This is a genomic window from Solirubrobacter ginsenosidimutans, from assembly GCF_027587205.1.
This window is the reverse complement of sequence record NZ_JAPDOD010000006.1, coordinates 191,836-211,325: the sequence shown is the minus strand read 5'-3', so window position 1 is coordinate 211,325 and position 19,490 is coordinate 191,836. Positions and strand designations below refer to the sequence as shown.

Annotated in this window: 11 protein-coding genes; 8 read left to right on the top strand and 3 right to left on the bottom strand. The window is 69.7% G+C overall.

Annotation, left to right across the window (positions count from 1 at the left end; genetic code table 11):
* Nucleotide 1 precedes the first annotated feature (1 nt).
* Entirely contained in the window at nucleotides 2-634 is a 633-nt protein-coding gene (locus OM076_RS10580; protein ID WP_270039710.1) for a hypothetical protein, read from the top strand.
* A 512-nt stretch (nucleotides 635-1,146) separates the two neighbouring features.
* Here the strand turns inward: OM076_RS10580 and OM076_RS10575 are convergent.
* Nucleotides 1,147-2,817 carry an AMP-binding protein gene (locus OM076_RS10575; protein ID WP_270039709.1) on the bottom strand — a complete coding sequence of 557 codons (1,671 nt, stop codon included), beginning with the start codon at nucleotides 2,815-2,817 and terminating at the stop codon, nucleotides 1,147-1,149.
* Between the two features lie 73 nt (nucleotides 2,818-2,890).
* Nucleotides 2,891-3,595, bottom strand: coding sequence for a FadR/GntR family transcriptional regulator (locus tag OM076_RS10570; protein WP_270039708.1), 705 nt, complete (start codon nucleotides 3,593-3,595; stop codon nucleotides 2,891-2,893).
* Nucleotides 3,596-3,819: 224 nt separating this feature from the next.
* Here OM076_RS10570 and OM076_RS45975 point away from each other — a divergent pair, with 224 nt between their 5' ends.
* Nucleotides 3,820-7,239, top strand: coding sequence for a glycosyl hydrolase family 95 catalytic domain-containing protein (locus tag OM076_RS45975; RefSeq protein ID WP_270039706.1), 3,420 nt, complete (start codon nucleotides 3,820-3,822; stop codon nucleotides 7,237-7,239).
* A 2-nt stretch (nucleotides 7,240-7,241) separates the two neighbouring features.
* Here OM076_RS45975 and OM076_RS10560 read toward each other — a convergent pair whose 3' ends face one another.
* On the bottom strand, nucleotides 7,242-8,135 hold the full coding sequence (locus OM076_RS10560) for an aldo/keto reductase (protein ID WP_270039704.1): 894 nt from the start codon (nucleotides 8,133-8,135) through the stop codon (nucleotides 7,242-7,244).
* Between the two features lie 15 nt (nucleotides 8,136-8,150).
* Between OM076_RS10560 and OM076_RS10555 the strand changes: the two genes are divergently transcribed.
* Genes OM076_RS10555 through OM076_RS10530 form a run of 6 tightly spaced genes read left to right on the top strand, consistent with a single transcriptional unit; the run spans nucleotide 8,151 to nucleotide 19,485 of the window.
* A complete protein-coding gene (locus OM076_RS10555) occupies nucleotides 8,151-9,521 on the top strand; it encodes an enolase C-terminal domain-like protein (RefSeq protein WP_270039703.1) in 1,371 nt (456 codons plus the stop codon).
* Entirely contained in the window at nucleotides 9,518-10,609 is a 1,092-nt protein-coding gene (locus OM076_RS10550) for a sugar ABC transporter substrate-binding protein (RefSeq protein WP_270039702.1), read from the top strand. The genes OM076_RS10555 and OM076_RS10550 overlap by 4 nt, the downstream gene beginning before the upstream one ends.
* On the top strand, nucleotides 10,588-12,045 hold the full coding sequence (locus OM076_RS10545; RefSeq protein ID WP_372518017.1) for a sugar ABC transporter ATP-binding protein: 1,458 nt from the start codon (nucleotides 10,588-10,590) through the stop codon (nucleotides 12,043-12,045). The genes OM076_RS10550 and OM076_RS10545 overlap by 22 nt, the downstream gene beginning before the upstream one ends.
* Entirely contained in the window at nucleotides 12,038-13,036 is a 999-nt protein-coding gene (locus OM076_RS10540; RefSeq protein WP_270039698.1) for an ABC transporter permease, read from the top strand. Before OM076_RS10545 ends, OM076_RS10540 begins: the two co-directional genes overlap by 8 nt.
* Entirely contained in the window at nucleotides 13,033-13,770 is a 738-nt protein-coding gene (locus OM076_RS10535) for an amidohydrolase family protein (RefSeq protein WP_270039696.1), read from the top strand. Before OM076_RS10540 ends, OM076_RS10535 begins: the two co-directional genes overlap by 4 nt.
* Nucleotides 13,771-19,485, top strand: a complete 5,715-nt coding sequence (locus tag OM076_RS10530) for a ThuA domain-containing protein (RefSeq protein ID WP_270039695.1) — start codon at nucleotides 13,771-13,773, stop codon at nucleotides 19,483-19,485. It abuts the gene before it with no gap.
* Nucleotides 19,486-19,490 lie beyond the last annotated feature (5 nt).

Below are 19,490 nucleotides of genomic sequence, written 5' to 3'. Positions count from 1 at the left end.
CATGCGCAGCACGCCACCCGCAACCCGCCGCGACCTGCGCCGCGCGCTCGTCGTCAACGCCGCGACCAAGCCGGCCAACGTGCTCGTGGCGACGAGCATCGCGCTGGCGGGTCTGGTGCTCGCCGTGCCGTGGCTGCTCTTGGTCGCGATCGTCTGCTGGCTCGCGCTGGTCGTGCAGACGTTCTTCGACGACGACGAGGCCACGCGCGTGGGTGAACGGGCGCGGCTCTCCGCACCTCGCGCGCCGCTCCGACCGCTGTCGCCGGAGATCGCCGCGCGATTGCGCGCCGCCGACGCGGCGCGCACGTCGATCCATCGCGCGGTCGAGGAATCGGGGCTCGGGCTCGACGACGTCGCCCTGGAGGTCGACGCGCTCGTGCTCGCGCTGCAGGGCCACGCCGCGCGGGCCCAGCGCATCGCCGAATTCCGCTCCGACGACGCGCCGGACGCAGTGCGCGAACGCATCCGCGCACGCCTCACCCGCCTCCTCGAAGAGATGGACCACGTCGTGAGCGCGCTGCGCACGCTGCACGCCGAGATCCTCCTCGCCGACGACCTCGACGGCGAAGAGATCGTCGCCCTGCGCGACCGCGTCCAGGCCGCTGCGGCGGCGCTCGAGGAAGCGTTCGCTTAGGCGGGACGAACGTCAACTGCGCCGGGTGGGGAGGGGGGAGTGGCAGTGCCACCCGTCCCGGGCTGGCGTGGACCCGCTCGGCGCGCGGCTCTGTTGGTTCGAAGTGGCGTGCTGGGATACCGGCAGTTACGGGCGTGGTGCTGACACCCCGGTCCGCGCGGGGCCTTCCGGTGATCGGTTTCGGCGAGCAACGAAGTCATGCGCGAGGGGGGTGACGAACAAATGCGTCCTGTGAGGACGCAAATGTTCGTCACCCCCATTAGTGCGCCAACTCGACCAGTGCGAACCTGATCGAAATCCGAGATCCGGCCCTCAAGCGCGCACGGTCGATCACGGCGAGCGGGACAGCGCGAGTGCGGGACACACTGGCCAGCCCACGCCCGTAACTGTCGGTATCCCAGCACCGCAAATCGGGCCGACAGAGCCGCGCCGAGCGGCGGACGGCGGCGAGTCAGTCCCGGAGGGTGCGCCACTCCCCCTCCCCCACCCGGCGCAGTTGACTTTCAACCCACCTAGCCCCGCAGCTCCGGGAAATCGGCTTCCGACCACCCGCCGCCCGAGTCGGCGTCCTCGCGCGCGCGGAGTTCGACTCGGCGGATCTTGCCGCTGATCGTCTTCGGGAGCTCGGCGAACTCGATCCGGCGGATGCGCTTGTAGGGGGCGAGGTGCTCGCGGGTGTACCGGAGGATCGAGAGCGCGGTCTCGCGCGACGGCTCGAACCCCGCGGCGAGGACCACGTACGCCTTCGGGACGGCGAGCCGCAGCGGGTCGGGCGACGGGACGACCGCCGCTTCGGCGACCGCCTCGTGCTCGATCAGCACCGATTCGAGCTCGAACGGGGAGATGCGGTAGTCGGAGGCCTTGAAGACGTCGTCGGTGCGGCCGACGTAGGTGATGTAGCCGTCCGCGTCGCGCGAGGCGACGTCGCCCGTGTGGTAGTAGCCGCCGCGCATCGCCTCCGAGGTGCGGTCGTCGTCGTCGCGATAGCCGACCATCAGGCCGAGCGGGCGATGGTCCAGCGGGAGGCAGATCTCGCCCTCGTCGGCCGGCTCGCCGGTCAGCGGGTCGATCAGCGCGATCGTGTACCCGGGCAGCGGGCGGCCCATCGAGCCCGGCTTCACCCGCGCGCCGGGCGGGTTGCCGATCTGCAGCGTCGTCTCCGTCTGGCCGTAGCCGTCGCGCAGCGTCAGCCCCCACGCCTTCTGCACCTGCTCGATGACCTCGGGGTTGAGCGGCTCGCCTGCGCCGACGACCTCGCGCAGCTGGGTCTTCACCGAGCCGAGGTCGGCCTGGATCAGCATCCGCCAGACGGTGGGCGGCGCGCAGAACGTGGTCACACCATGCGAGGCGATCACGTTCAGCAGCGCGGCGGCGTCGAAGCGCTCGAAGTTGAAGATCGCGACGGTCGCCTCGGCGAGCCAGGGGGCGAAGAAGTTCGACCATGCGTGCTTCGCCCAGCCCGGCGAGCTCAGGTTCAGATGGACATCGCCCGGCTGAAGCCCGATCCAGTACAGGGTCGAGAGGTGGCCGACGGGATACGACGCGTGGGTGTGCTCGACGAGCTTCGGCCGCGCGGTCGTGCCGGAGGTGAAATACAGCAGGAGCGTGTCGGAAGCGTGGGTCGGGTCGACGGGCGCGAACTCCGCGGGCGCGCGGTACGCCATCGCGTAGTCGAGCCAGCCGGAGGGCACGCCCTCGCCCACCGCGATCCGCGAATACGACCCCGGGACGCCGTCGAACTTCGCTGCGTCGGCGGCGCGCACGACCACGTGGCGGGCGTTGCCGCGGTCGATCCGGTCGCGCAGGTCGGACTCGGCGAGCAGCGTCGTCGCCGGGATCACGACGGCGCCGAGCTTCATCGCCGCGAGCATCGTCTCCCACAGCTCGAGCTGGTTGCCGAGCATCAGGACGATCCGGTCGCCGCGCGCGACGCCCTGCGCGCGCAGCCAGTTCGCGACCTGGTCCGAGCGTGTCGCCAGCTCGTCGAACGTCAACGACGCGGACGAGCCATCGGCTTCCACGACCAGCAGACCGACCGCATCGTTGGAGCGCGCGAACGGGTCGAACCAGTCGAGCGCCCAGTTGAACTCGTCCAGCGCCGGCCACGCGAAGGAGGCACAGGCCGCCTCCCAGTCCTCGCGGTTGGCGAGCAACCCGTCCCGCAGAGCCCTGATCGCGTCCATCGGGCGCAGATTACGCCGCACACCTACGCGAGCGTCGAGTTACGCGAGTACAGCGCGAGAAACTCGACGCTCGCTACGCCACCACTCCCTGCGCGGCCTCGGTCTCCGACAACGTCTGCTCGAACCAGGACTCGACCGAGCCGATGTGGGCGATCGCGAGCCCGCCGGCCAAGTCCGGGCGACGATGGCGCAACGCGTCGTAGATCGCGCGATGGTCGGTCTTGGTCTGCTCGATCGCGCCCGCCTGCGTGATCCCTCTCCACACGCGCGCACGCGAGGTGCGCGAGGAGAAGCTTTCCAGCAGGGAAGCGAGCACCGGGTTGCGCGAGGCGAGCGCAATCGTGCGGTGAAACGCCAAATCATTCTCGACGAACGCCTCGACCGTCACGCACGCATCCATCCCGCCGACGAGGTCATCCAGCACCTCGAGCTCCTCGTCGGTGATGTGCTGCGCGGCGAGTGACGTCGCCGCGGACTCCAGGATGCGCCGCACCTGGAACACGTGCAGGAGTGAGCCGTCCTGGTGGAAATCGGCGACGAAGGTCATCGTTTCGAGCAGAACCGACGGTTCCAGCGACGTCACATAGGTCCCATCGCCCTGCCGCGTCTCGAGGATGCGGATCAGCGTGAGCGCCCGTACGGCCTCGCGCAGCGAGTTCCGGGAGAGCCCGAGCTGCTCCGCAAGGTCGGCCTCCTTCGGTAGTCGTGCGCCCGGACGAAGGTCGCCATTGATGATCATGGCCTTGATCTTGTTGATCGCTTCTTGGGTGACGCTCACTCTCACTCCTCCGATCTCTGCGCACCATACCTCGCCGATCAAGCGGGCGAAAACGAATTCGGGACGAAACATCGGGTGAATCCCTTGACTTCATGAGAGCCCGGCGCAATAGTTGCGCGGCCGGTCAAACGGATCAAACGAGGAGAGGTTTGATGCTGGGGGAGAGGAGCCCTCGCCGCGTAGCGGCGTGGCTGATCGCTGGGCTGACAAGTCTGGTCGTCGCAGTGCCGACGGCTCAGGCCGCGCCATCGACGGCGTGGATCGGCAACAAGTTCGAGGTCGACGTCCCGAACCTCGTGCGCCGCGCGAACATCATCGTCGGGTCCGCGCCGACTCAGGCGGCGCAGCTGATGCCGCTGGGCAACGGCCAGATGGGCGCCGCCGTCTGGGCGGCGGGTGGCTTCACCGCGCAGATCAACCGCACGGACACGTGGCCGACGCGCCGCTCGCCCGGCCAGGTGACGATCCCGGGGCTCGCCACCATGACGGGCGCGAGCGACTACTCGGCGAGCGTCGATCTGTATGACGCGATCTACCGCCAGCAGGGCGGCGGGATGACCGCGACGACCTACGTCCGCGCCGACAAGGACGAGCTGATCGTCGACGTCACCGGGGCCGACCCGAACACCACGCAGACCGCGCGCATCAACCTGCAGAACGGGCGCAACCCGACGGCGGGCGCGAGCGGCGCGATCGGGCGCCTGGCCGAGACGTGGGTGGACACCGGCAGCGCCTCAGGCGGCACCGGCAAGACCTTCGGCAGCCTCGCCGCGCTCACCGCCGGCGGCCAGAACGTCACGACCTCCGTCGTCGACGCCCGCACCGTCGAAGTCTCCTTCAAGCCCAACAGCGACGGCACGTTCCGGATCATCGTCGCCAGCCCCACGTGGGCGGGCGGGGACGCGCAGGCCACCGCGGCCGCGCTGATCGGCACCGACGCAAGCGCGACCGCCGCGAGCCTGAAGGCCGGCCACGTGCAGTGGTGGCACGACTACTGGGCCAAGGTCGGCCTGATGCGCCTGAGCTCCACCGACGGCACCGCGGACTACATGGAGAACCTGCGCACGCTCTTCCTCTACATCGAGGGCGCCAGCGAGCGCGGCACGTTCCCGACGAGCCAGGCCGGCACCAACCCGCTGTTCAACTTCAGCCGTGACAGCCAGTCATGGGGCGGCGGCCACTACTGGTTCTGGAACCTGCGCATGCAGCTCGCCGCGAACCTCGGCGCCGGCAACGCGGACTTCAACCTCCCCCGCTTCCGCCTCTACCGGGACAACCTCGACGCGATCCGCAGCTGGACGACGCTGCGGATGAACATGCGCCCCGGCATCTGCGTGCCGGAGACGATGCGCTTCGATGGCAGCGGCTGGTACACAGGCACCGACGAGGGCAACTCGAGCTGCGACTCCTTCGGCCCCGCCTCCTACAACAAGCGCAACCTGAGCACGGGCGCGGAGGTCGGCCTGAACATCTGGCGCCAGTACCTGGCGACCGACGATCGGGCGTTCCTGGAGAACAACTACCCGGTGATGGCCGACGCGGCGCGCTTCCTGCTCGCCTACGCGGTCGAGGGCGCCGACGGCAAGCTGCACACCAGCCCGTCCAACGCGCATGAGACGCAATGGGACGTCACTGACCCGATCACTGACATCGCGGCGATGAAGTCGCTCTTCCCGACGGTGATCGAAGCGGCCCAGCTGCTCGGCACCGACGCAGCGCTGGTCACCCAGCTGCAGGCGGCGATCCCGAAGATCCCCGATTATCCGCAGACCACCCGCAACAACCAGACGGTCTTCGGCTTCTCAAGCAACCCGACCGCGGCCTTCAACAACTCCGAGAACCTCGATCTCGAGCCGCTGTTCCCGTACAACCTGATCTCCGATCAGACGACGGCCGACTTCGAGCTCTCGAAGACGACCTACGCCAACCGCCGCAACATCAACTCCAACGACTGGAGCTACGACGCGGTCGACGCCGCCCGCCTGGGCAACGGCATCGAGGTCGCAAGCCGCCTCCGCGCGTCGGCGAACTCGTTCCAGCGCTTCAGCAACGGCATGGCCGACCTCGGCTCCGGCGGCACGCTGACCAACACCTACGACGAGCAGGTGGGCATCGTCGCCCTCACGCTCAACGAGGCGCTCGCGCAGGACTTCGACGGCCTCGTGCGGATCGCCCCCGCGGTCCCGCCCGGCTGGACCGCCGAGGGCACCGTCGCGCTCCAGCACAAGTCCAAGGTCCACGTCCAGGTCCAGGACGGCGCGATCACCACGGCCGCGCTGGTCAACGGGCCGACCGCCCGCAGCGTCCGCGTCAAGAACCCGTGGCCGGGCAGCGACGCCCAGGTGGTCAAGGGCGATGACGCGACGACGGTCGTCGTGCCCACGACGAGCGCCGCGATCCTCACGATCCCGGCGACCGCCAACGGCACCTACCTGATCCAGAAGCCGACCGCGCCCACCGGCGCGCTGAGCAAGGCGCCGCTGAGCGGCACGCCGGCGACCACCGTCCGCCACCTCGCCCAGTCCAACGCCAAGATCGGCATCGACCCGCCCGGCACCGAGCCGCCGACGCCCTGCCCGATCCCGGCGCAGAACCCGCTGTTCGCGTGGGACGCGACCAGCGGCGCGACGGTGCGCGACTGGTCCAGCTACGCCCGTGACGGCGTGTTCGGCGGCGGCGCCGCGGCGTACCTCGCCACCGGCCCGACCGGGACGAGCGCCGACATCAGCGGCCCGCGCTACCTGCGCACGCCCAACACCACGCTCGGCTTCCTGCGCGAGGCGACCTGGGCGGCCGACGTGAAGATCAACGCCGGCACGACCTACCGCCGGATCTGGGACTGGAAGACCGCCAGCGGCGGCGACGACGTCGGCTTCCTGATCGACCTCACGCCCACCGGCCAGGTCCGCATCATCACCTCCGGCCGCGGCGTCACCACCAACGCCGTCCCGCCGACCGGGCGCTTCATCAACCTGGTCATCACCGCGGGCCGCGACGGCAACCTCGACGTCTACGTCGACGGGACCCGGATCGGCGGCGGCTCGCTGCCCGACCTCGGCATCAACGGCTGCGCGCCGGCCGAGCTGCGCTTCGGCGCCGACCAGGGCGGCGGCCAGCGCATCAGCGCCGAGCTCGACCGCACCGCGATGTTCAACAAGGTCCTGTCGGCGACCGACCGCGCGAAGTGGCAGTCGCTGGCGTTCGTGGACGCCGTCAACGCGGACGTCCCGATCGGCGGCACCGTCCCGCAGGTCCTCGGCCTCACGCTCTCGAGCGCCAGCGCCAGCCTCGGCGACTTCGCCGCGGGCGTCACCAAGGAGTACACCTCCTCGCTCACCGCGACCATCACCACGAGCGCGCTCAACGCCACGCTGAGCGCGCACGATCCGAGCTCCACCGCGACCGGGCACCTGGTCAACGGCACCTACGTGATGCCGCAGGCGCTGCAGGTCAAAGCCGGAACCGGCGCGTTCGCCCCCGTGGGCGGCGCAAGCGCACCTACGCCGCTCCTGACCTACAGCGGGCCCAAGAGCATGGACCCGGTGGCGATCGCCTTCAAGCAGGCGATCGACGCGACGGACGGACTCCACACGGGTGCGTACGGCAAGGCGCTGACGTTCACTCTCTCGACGACAGCGCCGTGAGATCAGTCCAACTCATCCCAGAGTTGCGCTGGCACCGGGAACTCGAAGGCGTCCGCGTTGGCCCGTACCTCCCGGGCCGAGCGGGCGCCGACGAGCACCGTCTCGACGGCGGGGTGGCGGGCGGGGAACTGCACCGCCGCCGCCGTCAGCGGGACGCCCTGTTCGGAGCAGATGTGGCCGATCGAGCGGGCCAACTCGATGACCTCCGTGGAGGCGGGCGCGTAGTCGAACGTCGCGCCCGGCCGCGGGTCGGCGAGCACGCCCGAGTTGAACACGCCGCCCGCGATCACCGACACGCCGCGTTCGAAGCAGAGGTCCAGCAGCGACAGGCCCGAGCGGTCCAGCAGCGTGTAGCGACCGGCGAGCAGGATCCGGTCGACGTCGGTCTCGCGGACGATCCGGCGCAGGGGCGCGGCATGGTTCATGCCCGCGCCCACGGCGCCGACCACGCCCTGGGCGCGCAGCTCGAGCAGGGCGGGGATCGCCTGCGTCAGCGCGGCCTGCAGATGCTCGTCGGGGTCGTGGACGTGGACCACGTCGATGCGGTCCACGCAGAGTCGCTCCAGCGAGGCCTCCAGCGAACGCAGCACGCCGTCGCGGGTGAAGTCGAAGCGCAGCTCCTCGGTCATCCCGGCGAACTGGCTCGCGTCCTGCCCGTCGCCCTCGCCGCGCGGCACGACGAGCCGTCCGACCTTGGTCGAGACGCGGAAGTCGCTGCGCCCGCGCAGGGCTTCGCCCAGCCGCCGCTCGGCCAGCCCGAGGCCGTACTGCGGGGCGACGTCGAAGAACCGCACACCCGCATCCCACGCCGCCTCGACGGTGGCGTGGGCGTCGGTCTCGGAGACCTCCGAGAAGAGCCCGCCCAACGGCGCACAGCCAAGTCCCAGTCGTGCCATGCCCTCGATGTATAGATGACTTCACTCGTTTCAACTCGACGGACCTCCGACCTCTCGGCTCCCGAGTCCATCACCGAGCTGGTGGTGCGCGACGTCCGCTTCCCGACGTCGCGACAGCTCGATGGCTCGGACGCCATGAACCCGCAGCCGGACTATTCGGCGGCGTATGTGGTGCTGCGCACGAGCGCCGGCGACGAAGGTCACAGCCTCGTCTTCACCATCGGACGGGGCACGGAGGTGCAGGTCGAGGCGGTGCGCGCGTTCGCGCCGCTGGTCGTCGGGCTCGCCGCGGAGGAGGCGCTGGCTGATCCCGGCGCGTTCTCGCGGCGGCTCGGCGCCGACAGCCCGATGCGCTGGCTCGGCCCGGAGAAGGGCGTCGCCCACATGGCGCACGGCGCGATCGTCAATGCGCTGTGGGACCTGCGGGCGCGCCGCGCCGGGCAGCCGCTGTGGCTGCATCTCGCCGAGCTGAGCCCGGAAGAGCTCGTCGCGCTCGTCGACTTCCGCTACATCCGCGAGGCGCTCACCGAGGAGGAGGCGCTGCGGATCCTGCGCCGCGCCGAACCGACCCGCTCTGAGCGGATCGCGGAGCTGCGCCGCGCCGGCTATCCGGCGTACACCACGACCCCCGGCTGGCTGGGCTACGACGACGAGAAGCTCGTCCGGCTCTCCCGCGCGGCGGTCGCTGAAGGCTTCACCCAGATCAAGCTGAAGGTCGGCGGAGACCTTCAGACCGATCGCCGCCGCCTCGCGCTCGCGCGTGAAGCGGTGGGACCCGACGTCCGGATCGCCATCGACGCCAATCAGGTCTGGGGCGTCGAGGAGGCGATCGCGTGGGTCGACGCGCTCCACGATTTCGATCCGTACTGGATCGAGGAGCCGACGGCCCCGGACGACGTGCTCGGTCACGCCGCGATCAAGCGCGCGGTGGCCCCCGTGAAGGTCGCGACCGGCGAGCACGGCCATAGCCAGGTGCTGTTCAAGCAGCTCCTGCAGGCCGATGCCGTCGACGTCGTGCAGATCGACGCCAGCCGCGTGGCCGGCGTCAACGAGAACATCGCGATCCTGCTGCTGGCGGCCAAGTTCGGCAAGCCGGTCTGCCCCCACGCGGGCGGAGTCGGCCTGTGCGAGATGGTGCAGCACCTCGCGATGTTCGACTACGTCGCCGTCAGCGGCACGTGGGAGGACCGCGTGATCGAACACGTGGATCACCTCCACGAGCACTTCACCGAGCCGGTGGAGATCCGTGCTGGCCGTTACGTGGCGCCGGTCGGTGCCGGGGCCGGCGGGCGCATGCTCGCCGACTCCGTGCGCCGCCACGAATACCCCGACGGTCCCGAGTGGCAGGTCGGAGTGATCTCAGCCCAGGAGAGAGGTGACCGATGAAGACCTCGACGGTGCTCGCCGGGATGGCGGCCGCGACCGCGCTCGCGGTGGCTGCCTGCGGGAGCGACAATGCGTCCGACAGCGCGGGCGGCGCGGCCGGTGGCAGCAGTGGCGGTTCGAGCGCGTCGAAGCCGACGATCGGCGTCGACTACCCGCGCGCGGACACGGACTTCTGGAACTCGTACATCTCGTACGTCCCGAAGTTCGCGGGCGACGGCGGGGTGACGCTGAAGACGACCAGCTCGTCCAATGACGTCTCCAAGCTGATCGCCAACACGCAGACGCTGATCAGCCAGGGCGTGAAGGGCATCGTGATGGCGCCGCAGGACACGGCGGCGATCGCCCCGACGCTCACACAGCTGGAGGGCAAGAAGATCCCGGTGGTCACGATCGACACGCGCCCGGATCAGGGCAACGTATACATGGTCGTGCGCGCCGACAACCGCGCCTACGGCACCAAGGCCTGCCAGTTCCTCGGCACGTCGCTGAACGGCAAGGGCAAGGTCGCGATGCTCGAGGGCGACCTCGCGTCGATCAACGGGCGCGACCGCACCGAGGCCTTCAACGAGTGCATGAAGTCCGACTTCCCCGGCATCAAGGTCTTCGGGATCGCGACCAAGTGGGACGGCGCGGTGGCCGCGTCCAAGCTGCAGACGACGCTGACGGCCAACCCGGACCTCAAGGGCGTCTACATGCAGGCGAGCTTCGCGCTCGCCGGCACCAAGCAGGTGCTCAAGCAGAAGGGCCTGCTCGTGCCGCCCGACGATCCCAAGCACGTCTTCATCGTCTCCAACGACGGCATCCCGGAGGAGCTGAAGGACATCGAGGCGGGGACGATCGACGCGACCGTCTCCCAGCCCGCCGACCTGTACGCCAAGTACGGGATCGACTACGTCGCCGCGGCCGCCGAGGGCAAGACGTTCAAGCCCGGCCCGACCGACCACGACTCCAACATCATCCAGGTCCGCCCAGGCCTGCTCGAGGACCAGCTCGCCGCCCCGCTCGTCACCCGCGACGGCGGCGCGTACGGCAGTGAGCAGAGCGTCAAATTCGACGACAAGAGCCTGTGGGGCAACAACCTCAAGTAGCTGAGGCCGTGGGGGTGTCCAAGCGCTACGGCTCGACCGTGGCGCTGGACGCCGCTGGAGTCGCGGTCGCCGCGGGGTCGACGCACGCCCTCGTGGGCCGCAACGGCGCGGGCAAGTCCACGCTCGTCTCGCTGCTCACCGGCCTGCAGGCGCCCGACGCGGGCGTTGTCTTCTTCGCCGGCGCGCCCGCGCCCGCGCTCTCGGACCGCGAAGGCTGGCGTGAGCGCGTCGCCTGCGTCTACCAGAAGTCGACGATCATCCCGACGCTCACCGTCGCCGAGAACCTGTTCCTCAATCGCCAGGGCCGGTTCATCTCGTGGCGCCGGCTGCGCGACCGGGCGTGGGATCTGCTGGGGGAATGGTCGGTCGACGTCGATCCGCAGACGCTCGCGGACGACCTCACGGTCGAGCAGCGCCAGCTGGTGGAGATCGCGCGGGCGCTGTCGTTCGGCGCGCGCTTCGTGATCCTCGACGAGCCGACCGCGCAGCTCGACGGCGCCGCCATCGCGCGGCTCTTCGACCGCATCCGTGCGTTGCAGGAGCAGGGCGTGACGTTCCTGTTCATCAGCCACCACCTGCAGGAGGTCTACGAGATCTGCGACACGGTGACGGTGTTCCGCGACGCGCGGCACATCCTCACCGCGCCGGTGGCGGAGCTGGCCAAGGACGACCTCGTCGACGCGATGACCGGCGAGGCTGCGCGGCTGGTCACGGCGCACCGGGAGCCGCGCGCGACCGGCGAGATCGTTCTGCGCTTCTCCGACGACGCGATCGCGTTCACCGTGCGTGCGGGGGAGATCGTCGGCCTGGCGGGCAGCGCCGGGTCCGGCAAGCTCGCCGTCGCCGAGTCGATCGTCGGGCTGCAGCGCGGCGGAACCGTCGAGGTGTGCGGGCACACGCCCAAGCCCGGGAGCGTCCCCGCGGCGCTTGCCGCGGGCGTCGGCCTCGTGCCGCAGGACCGCCACCGCGAGGGCGTGGTCCCGCTCCTCAGCGTCGCCGAGAACATCACGATGACGGTGCCTGACCGGCTCGGCCCGGCGGGGCTGATGGACCCGCGCCGGCGGGAGCGGGTGGCGCGCTCGCTGGTGGACGATCTCAACGTCAAGACGTCCGGGCTGGACGCGCCGGTGAGCGATCTCTCCGGCGGCAACCAGCAGAAGGTCGTCTTCGGGCGCGCGCTCGCGAGCGACCCGCGGGTGCTGGTGCTGATCGCGCCGACGGCGGGTGTCGACGTGCGCTCCAAGGAGACGCTGCTGGAGGCCGTCGATCGCGCCGCCGCGCGCGGCACCGGCGTGCTCGTGGTCTCCGACGAGCTCGACGACCTGCGCGGGTGCGATCGCGTGATCGTGCTCTTCCGCGGGGCGATCGTGCAGGAGTTCGACAGCGGCTGGCGCGACAACGAGCTCGTGTCGGCGATGGAGGGAATCGGTGGCTGACGTGGCAATTCCCCACCGCGCGGTTCCGCGCGTCCGGATCGCCCGCCTGCGCGACTTCGCGCTCGTCCCCGCGATCATCCTCATCGGCATCGTCGGGCAGATCGTCAGCCCGGTCTTCCTGCACTCGGACAATCTGCTCAACGTCCTGCAGCAGATGTCCGAGGTCGGGCTGCTGGTGCTCGCTCAGACGCTCGTGCTGCTGGTCGGCAAGATGGACCTGTCGCTCGAGTCGACGTTCGGGCTCGCCCCCGGCATCGCGGCCTGGCTGATCGCGCCGGTCGGCGTGGCACACGGACTCGGCGTGCTCGGCAACGCGTGGGCGATCCCGATCGTGCTGCTCGTGGGCGCCGTCATCGGTCTCATCAACGCGCTGCTGATCGTGCGCTTCGGGCTCAACGGATTCATCGTCACGCTCGGCATGCTGATCACGCTGCGCGGTCTGCTGACCGGGATCAGCGAGGGGCAGACGTTCTTCCAGCTGCCGTCGTCGATGACGTACCTGGGGCAGAACTCCGCGCTCGGCATCCCGCTGAGCGTGTGGATCTGCGTCGGGCTGTTCGCGGCAGCCGGGGGCGTGCTCGGCTTCACCCGCTGGGGGCGCTCGCTGTACGCGATCGGCGGCAACGTCGACGCGGCGCGCGCCGCCGGCATCCGCACCCACCGCGTGCTCTTCAGCGTGCTGATCGTCGCCAGCCTGCTGGCCGCGCTCGGCGGGCTGCTGATCAGCGGGCGGCTGGCGTCGGTCGCCGCCAACCAGGGCTCCGGGGCGATCTTCACCGTGTTCGCGGCGGCCGTGATCGGCGGCGTCAGCCTCAACGGCGGCAAGGGCACGGTGCTCGGCGCGTTCACCGGCATCCTGCTGCTCTACACGATCCAGAACGTGCTGACCCTCGGCGGCGTGCCGCCGCAGTGGATCGACGCGCTCAACGGCGGGATCATCCTCGTGGCGCTGATCGTCTCCCGCGTCACCTCGGGGCAGGCGCAGGAGTGATCGTCGACGCGCATGTCCACCTCTGGGATCCAGAGGTGCTCGACTACCCCTGGCTCCCGGACGCGCTGCGCTTCGCGCACACCGCGTTCGAGGGTCGCGCGGTCGTGGTCGAGGCCGACGCGCGCGGCGATGAACTCGGCTGGCTCGAGTCGCTCGACGGCGTCGAGGCGATCGTCGCGCACGCGCCGCTGGAGGAGCCGTGCGATCTCGCGGCGCTCGCCGAGCGGCCGCTCGTGCGGGGCGTTCGCCGGCTGTTGCAAGGGACAGATGTGTTCGACGCGGTGCGCGAGAACGTCCGCGCGCTCGCCGAGCACGACCTCCCGTTCGACGCCTGCATCACCGCAGACCAGATGCACAAGCTGATCGCGCTTGTCGGAGCGTGTGAAGAGACGACGTTCGTGCTGGACCACTGCGGCAAGCCGCACGCGCTCGATCCGTGGCGCGCGCAGCTGACCGAGCTGGCCACGCACGAGAACGTCGTCTGCAAGTTGTCAGGGCTCACGACCGAGGTGGCGGACCCACGTCCGTACCTCGAGCACGCCCTGGACGTCTTCGGGCCCGACCGCTGCCTGTTCGGCAGCGATTGGCCCGTGGCGAGCCTGACCACGACCTACGAGCAGTGGCTCGAGGTCGTGTCCGGGTTGCTGGGAAAGGGCGAGCGCCAGAGGGTGCTCGCCGGAACGGCGGAGCGTGTCTACCGCCTGTCAGCAGTCACCAATCAGGAGGAGAGGTAGATGGGTCGGAGGGCAGTTTTCGCCGTTTTCACGGCGATGCTGGCGTGTCTCATCTGGAGCGGCGCGGCGCGGGCACAGACCCCCGTCGCGGGCGACTTCCAGAAGGTCACGCTGGACGACAACACACAGAACCCGATGGAGTTGGACATCGCCCCGGACGGGCGCGTCTTCTACATCGAGCGCGACGGACGTCTGATGGTCTGGAAGCCGGACACCCGGCAGACCGTCCAGGCGGGCAAGGTGCCGGTCACGACGTCGCAGGAGAACGGGCTGCTCGGCCTGCAGCTCGCACCCGACTTCGCGTTCAGCAAGTGGGTGTATCTGTTCTATTCGCAGCTGCCCGACAACACGCTCACGCAGGTCGTGTCGCGCTTCAAGATGGTCGGCGACACGCTCGACCTCTCGTCTGAGCAGAAGGTGTTGACCTTCAATCACCAGACGGCGCAGTGCTGCCACTCGTCGGGCTCGCTCTACTTCGGCCCGGACGGCAGCCTATACATCTCCGCGGGCGACAACACGAACCCGTTCGACTCCGACGGCTACAACCCGATCGACGAGCAGACGGGCCGCGAGTACTGGGACGCGCAGCGCACGTCGGCCAACACGAACGACCTCAACGGCAAGATCATGCGCATCAAGCCGCTCGAGATCCAGACGGGTCCGCCCGGCGTCAACACGACCTACTCGATCCCCGCCGGCAACCTCTTCGACGAGGCCGCCGACACCAACAACAAGACCCGGCCGGAGATCTTCGGCATGGGCTTCCGCAACCCGTTCCGCTTCACCGTCGACCAGACGACGGGCTGGGTCCTGAGCGCCGACTACGGCCCGGACGCCGGCACGACGAACGCGAACCGCGGTCCGCAGGGCTCGGTCGAATACAACGTCCTCACGAAGTCGGGCAACTATGGCTGGCCGTACTGCATCCGCGAGAACGTGCCGTACAACGACTACGACTTCGCCACCAAGGTCTCGGGCGCGAAGTTCGACTGCAACGCGCCGGTCAACACGTCCAAGAACAACACCGGCCTGACGAACCTCCCGGCCGCCCAGCCGGCGACCGCGTGGATGGGCTTCTCAGACACCGACGCACGCTTCCGGCCGAACCTCGGCACCGGCGGCGCCCCGATGGGCGGCCCGCGCTACCACTTCGATCCGTCCCTGGACTCCGATCGCAAGTTCCCGGCGTTCTACGACAACAAGTGGTTCATCGCGGAGTGGAACAACGGCTGGATCAAGACCGCGAACCTCAACGCGACCGGCGCGATGACGGCGGTCGACCCGTTCGCCCTCGGCACCGGCTACAAGCGGCCGATGGACCTCGACTTCGGTCCTGACGGCGCGCTCTACGTGATCGAGTGGGGCTCGGGCTTCGGCGGCGACAACGCCGACTCGGGCGTCTACCGCATCGACTACGTCGCGGGTGACAAGGCCCCGATCGCGGACGCCACGGCGTCGGTGACGAACGGCCTCGCGCCGCTGGCCGTCAACTTCAACAGCGCGAACTCCAAGGACCCCGAAGGCGGCCCGATCACGTTCGCGTGGGACTTCAACGGCGACGGCAACGTCGACTCGACCGATCCCAACCCGTCCTACACCTACACGACCAACGGCGCCTACACGGCCAAGCTGACGGTCAAGGACCAGACGGGCCTGACCGCCGTCGAGAACATCCTGATCTCGGTGGGCAACCGCGCGCCGACGGTCACGATCGACACGCCGCTCAACGGCAAGCTCGCGTCCTTCACGGACAAGATCCCGTACAAGGTCACCGTCACCGATCCCGAGGACGGCACGACCGGCGCGGGCATCGACTGCGCGAACATCACGGTCAAGATCTCGCTCGGCCATGACGAGCACGCGCACGACCTGTCGTCCGCGACGGGCTGCACGGGCACGCTGCAGACCGGCCTGACGGCCGGCCACGGCCCGGAGGCGAACACCTTCACGGTCATCAGCGTCGCCTACACCGACAAGGGCGGCCCGGGCGGCATCGTTCCGCTCACCGGCCGCGCGGAAGCGATCCTGCAGCCCAAGCAGAAGCAGGCGGAGTTCTTCGCCTCCACGGGTCGCGTCCCGGACGGCACGACGGGCGGCACCGCCGGCGTGCAGACCGAGACGACCTCCGACACCGGGGGCGGCGGCATGAACATCGGCTTCATCGAGGACGGCGACTACACGTCCTACAAGCCGTTCAACCTGGCCGACATCTCCGAGGCGCGCTTCCGCGTGGCCTCCGCCGGCCCGGGCGGCACGATCGAGCTGCGCTACGACTCGCCGACCGGCCCGCTGCTGGGCAAGACGGCGCTGATCACCCCGACGGGCAACTGGCAGACGTTCAAGGACGTCTCGCTGCCGCTCACCGCCGTCCCGACGGGCACGCACGAGCTGTTCATGATCACCCGCAACCCGGGCCAGACGGCGTCGCTGCTGAACATCAACTGGATCGACTTCATCGGCAAGGGCGCGGCGCAGACCGCGGCGCCTGAGGTGACCGCCTCGGCGGCGCCGCTGACCGGTGCGGCTCCGCTTCCGGTGGCGTTCACGTCGAGCGCGACCGATCCGGACGGCGGGACCCTGGCCTACGCGTGGGACTTCGGCGTCCCCGGCACGACGACGGACACGTCGGCGCAGCCCTCGCCGAGCTACACGTACGCCAACCAGGGCACCTACACCGCCACGCTGACCGTCACCGACGGCCAGGGCGGCACCACGACCAAGTCGTTCACGGTCAAGGTCACCGCGCCCGCGGGCTGCGGCACGTCGTACCGCGACGACTTCGACGGCACCGACCTCGGCGCCGGCTGGGACGTCGTGCGGCGCGACCAGAACCTCGTCGTCTCCGGCGGCACGCTGAAGATCCCGACGCAGACCGGCGACGTCTACGGCGGCGACAACAACGCCAAGAACATCGTGCTGCGCGCGGCTCCGGCCGGGCCGTTCACGATGACCGCCAAGATCAAGCACGCCGGCAACCGCCAGTACCACCAGGCGGGCCTGATCGTCTACGGCGACGATGACAACTACACGAAGTTCGACCGCCTGGCCGACAACACGCCGACCAACCCGGTGACCGAGCACTTCGAGTTCATCAACGAGGTGGCGGGCACGCCGCGCAACACGCAGGCCGATTCGGGCCCGCAGCTCGGCGCCACCTACCAGGCCGACTTCTTCATGAAGATCGAGTCCGACGGCACGCAGATCCGGGGCTACTCGTCGCCGGACGGCACGACGTGGACCCAGGTCGGCCAGCCGGCCAACCTGCCCACGGGCACGGTCCGCCTCGGCATGTTCTCCCTCGGCAATGCGGCGGCGACGACCGTCACGTCGGAGTTCGACTGGTTCACGCTGACGACGCCCGGTTCGGGCAGCGGCGGCACCGGTGACGACTTCAACGGCACGTCGCTGGACAAGACGCGCTGGAACGGGATCGTCCGCGAGGACACCTCGCTCTACAAGGTCGCCGACGGTGGCCTGACGCTGACCACGGTGCAATCCGAGATCGCGCCGAACAACAAGAACTACATCCTCCAGACCGCCGACCACACGAGCGAGGACTGGGTCCTCGAGGCGAAGCTGTCGGCCTGGACGCTGTCCAACTCGTTCCAGCAGGCGGGCATCGTGGCCTGGCTGGACGACAGCAACTACGTCAAGTTCAACGCGATCTCCGACAACAACAACACGCGGATCAACCGCTCGGAGAATCGCTCGAATGTGGCCGGCACGATCATCCAGCCGCAGCCGCAGGTCAACGTCCCCGCGGGGGTCACGACGATCTATCTCCGCCTGACCAAGTCGGGTACCAGCTACCAGGGCGAGATCTCGTACGACGGGACGGCCTGGACGAAGGTCGGCGATCCGGTCACCAACCCGATGGTCGCGCCGCGCTTCGGTCTCTACACGGCCGGCGTGAACGGCTCCGGGCAGACCGCGACGTTCGACTACTTCAAGGTCAACGGTGCGACGGGCTGCTCCGGCGGCACCAACACGCCGCCGGTCATCACGACCGCCACGGCGACGCCGTCGTCCGGCTTCGCTCCGCTCGCGACCGCGTTCAGCGCCGCGGCGAACGACGCCAACGGCGACACGCTGACGTACTCGTGGGACTTCGACGGCAACGGCACGGCTGACGCCACCGGAGCCACCGCGAACACCACGTTCACCACCGCCGGCGCCAAGACCGTGAAGCTGACGGTCTCCGACGGCAAGGGCGGCACCGCGACCCGGGACATCCCGGTTCAGGTGCTCGCCGCCGACAACCCGACCGCGAAGCTGCGGGCGCTCGTCTTCACCAAGACGGCCGGGTTCCGTCACGACTCGATCGAGGTGGGCACCGCCGCGGTCAAGACGCTCGGGACGCAGAAGAACTGGCAGGTCGACTCGACCGACGACGCGTCGCTGTTCACGGACGCGGTGCTCGCGCACTACAAGGTCGTGATCTTCATGTCCACGACCGGTGACACGCTCAACGACACCCAGCAGGCGGCGTTCGAGCGGTTCATCCGTTCCGGCAAGGGCTACGTGGGCATCCACGCGGCCGCCGACGGCGAGTACGACTGGCGCTGGTACGGCAACCTGGTGGGCGCGTACTTCCGCAACCACCCGGACGGAACACCCACCGCGACGGTGGTCACGGAAGACACGACGGACCCGTCCACGGCCGGCCTTCCGGCCCGCTGGACGCGGACCGACGAGTGGTACAACTACAAGGCGCCGACGAACGCCAACGGCGACGACTACAGTGCGCGCAGCACCACCGGCGTGCACGTCCTGTTGAAGATGGACGAGTCGACGTACGCGGAGAACGACGGGTCGGACGGCGTCGATGACGACCACCCGATCTCGTGGTGCCAGAAGTACGACGGTGGCCGGTCCTGGTACACGGGCCTCGGTCACACGCAGGCCTCGTTCTCCGAGCCCGGCATCCTGTCCCACATCGGGGCGGGCATCGAGATCGCGGCGGGCGTGCTTCCGTCAGCGGCGTGCGGTGTGGCGCCGACGGCCAACGCCGCGCCGGTCGTCTCGACCGCGACGGCGACGCCCGCCTCGGGCGTGGCTCCGCTCGCGGTGTCCTTCGCGGCCACCGCGACCGACCCCGACGGCGACACGCTGACCTACACGTGGGACCTCGACGGCAACGGTACGTTCGAGACCACGGGTCAGAACCCGTCGTTCACCTACACGACGCCCGGCACGTACGTGGCGGTCGCCAAGGTGAGCGATCCGGCGGGTCTGTCGGGTACCAAGACAGTCACGGTGACGGTGTCGCCCGCGGCCGGTGGCGGGACCGACGTCCCGGTCACGGTCGGCGGCAACGTGCCGGGCGTGCTCGCGCTGACGTTCGGCGCCGCGCCGAACCTCGGCACGTTCGTCCCGGGTGTCGCGAAGGACTACACGGCCTCGGTGGCGGCGACGGTGACGTCGAGCGCCACGGCGGCTGCGCTCACGGTGCGGGATCCTTCAGCGACCGCGACGGGTCACCTCGTCAACGGCGCGTCGGTGATGCCGCAGGCACTCCAGGTCCGGGCCGACACGGGGGCGTTCGCGCCGCTGAGCTCCACGGGGGCGGCGCTCGCGCTCACCTCGTGGGCGACGCCGGTCGGCGCGCGTCTGGTGAGCGTCGAGTTCAAGCAGCCGGTGGCTGCGACGGACTCGCTGCTCACCGGCAGCTACGGCAAGACGCTGACCTTCACGCTGTCAGCGACGACGCCGTAAGGCAG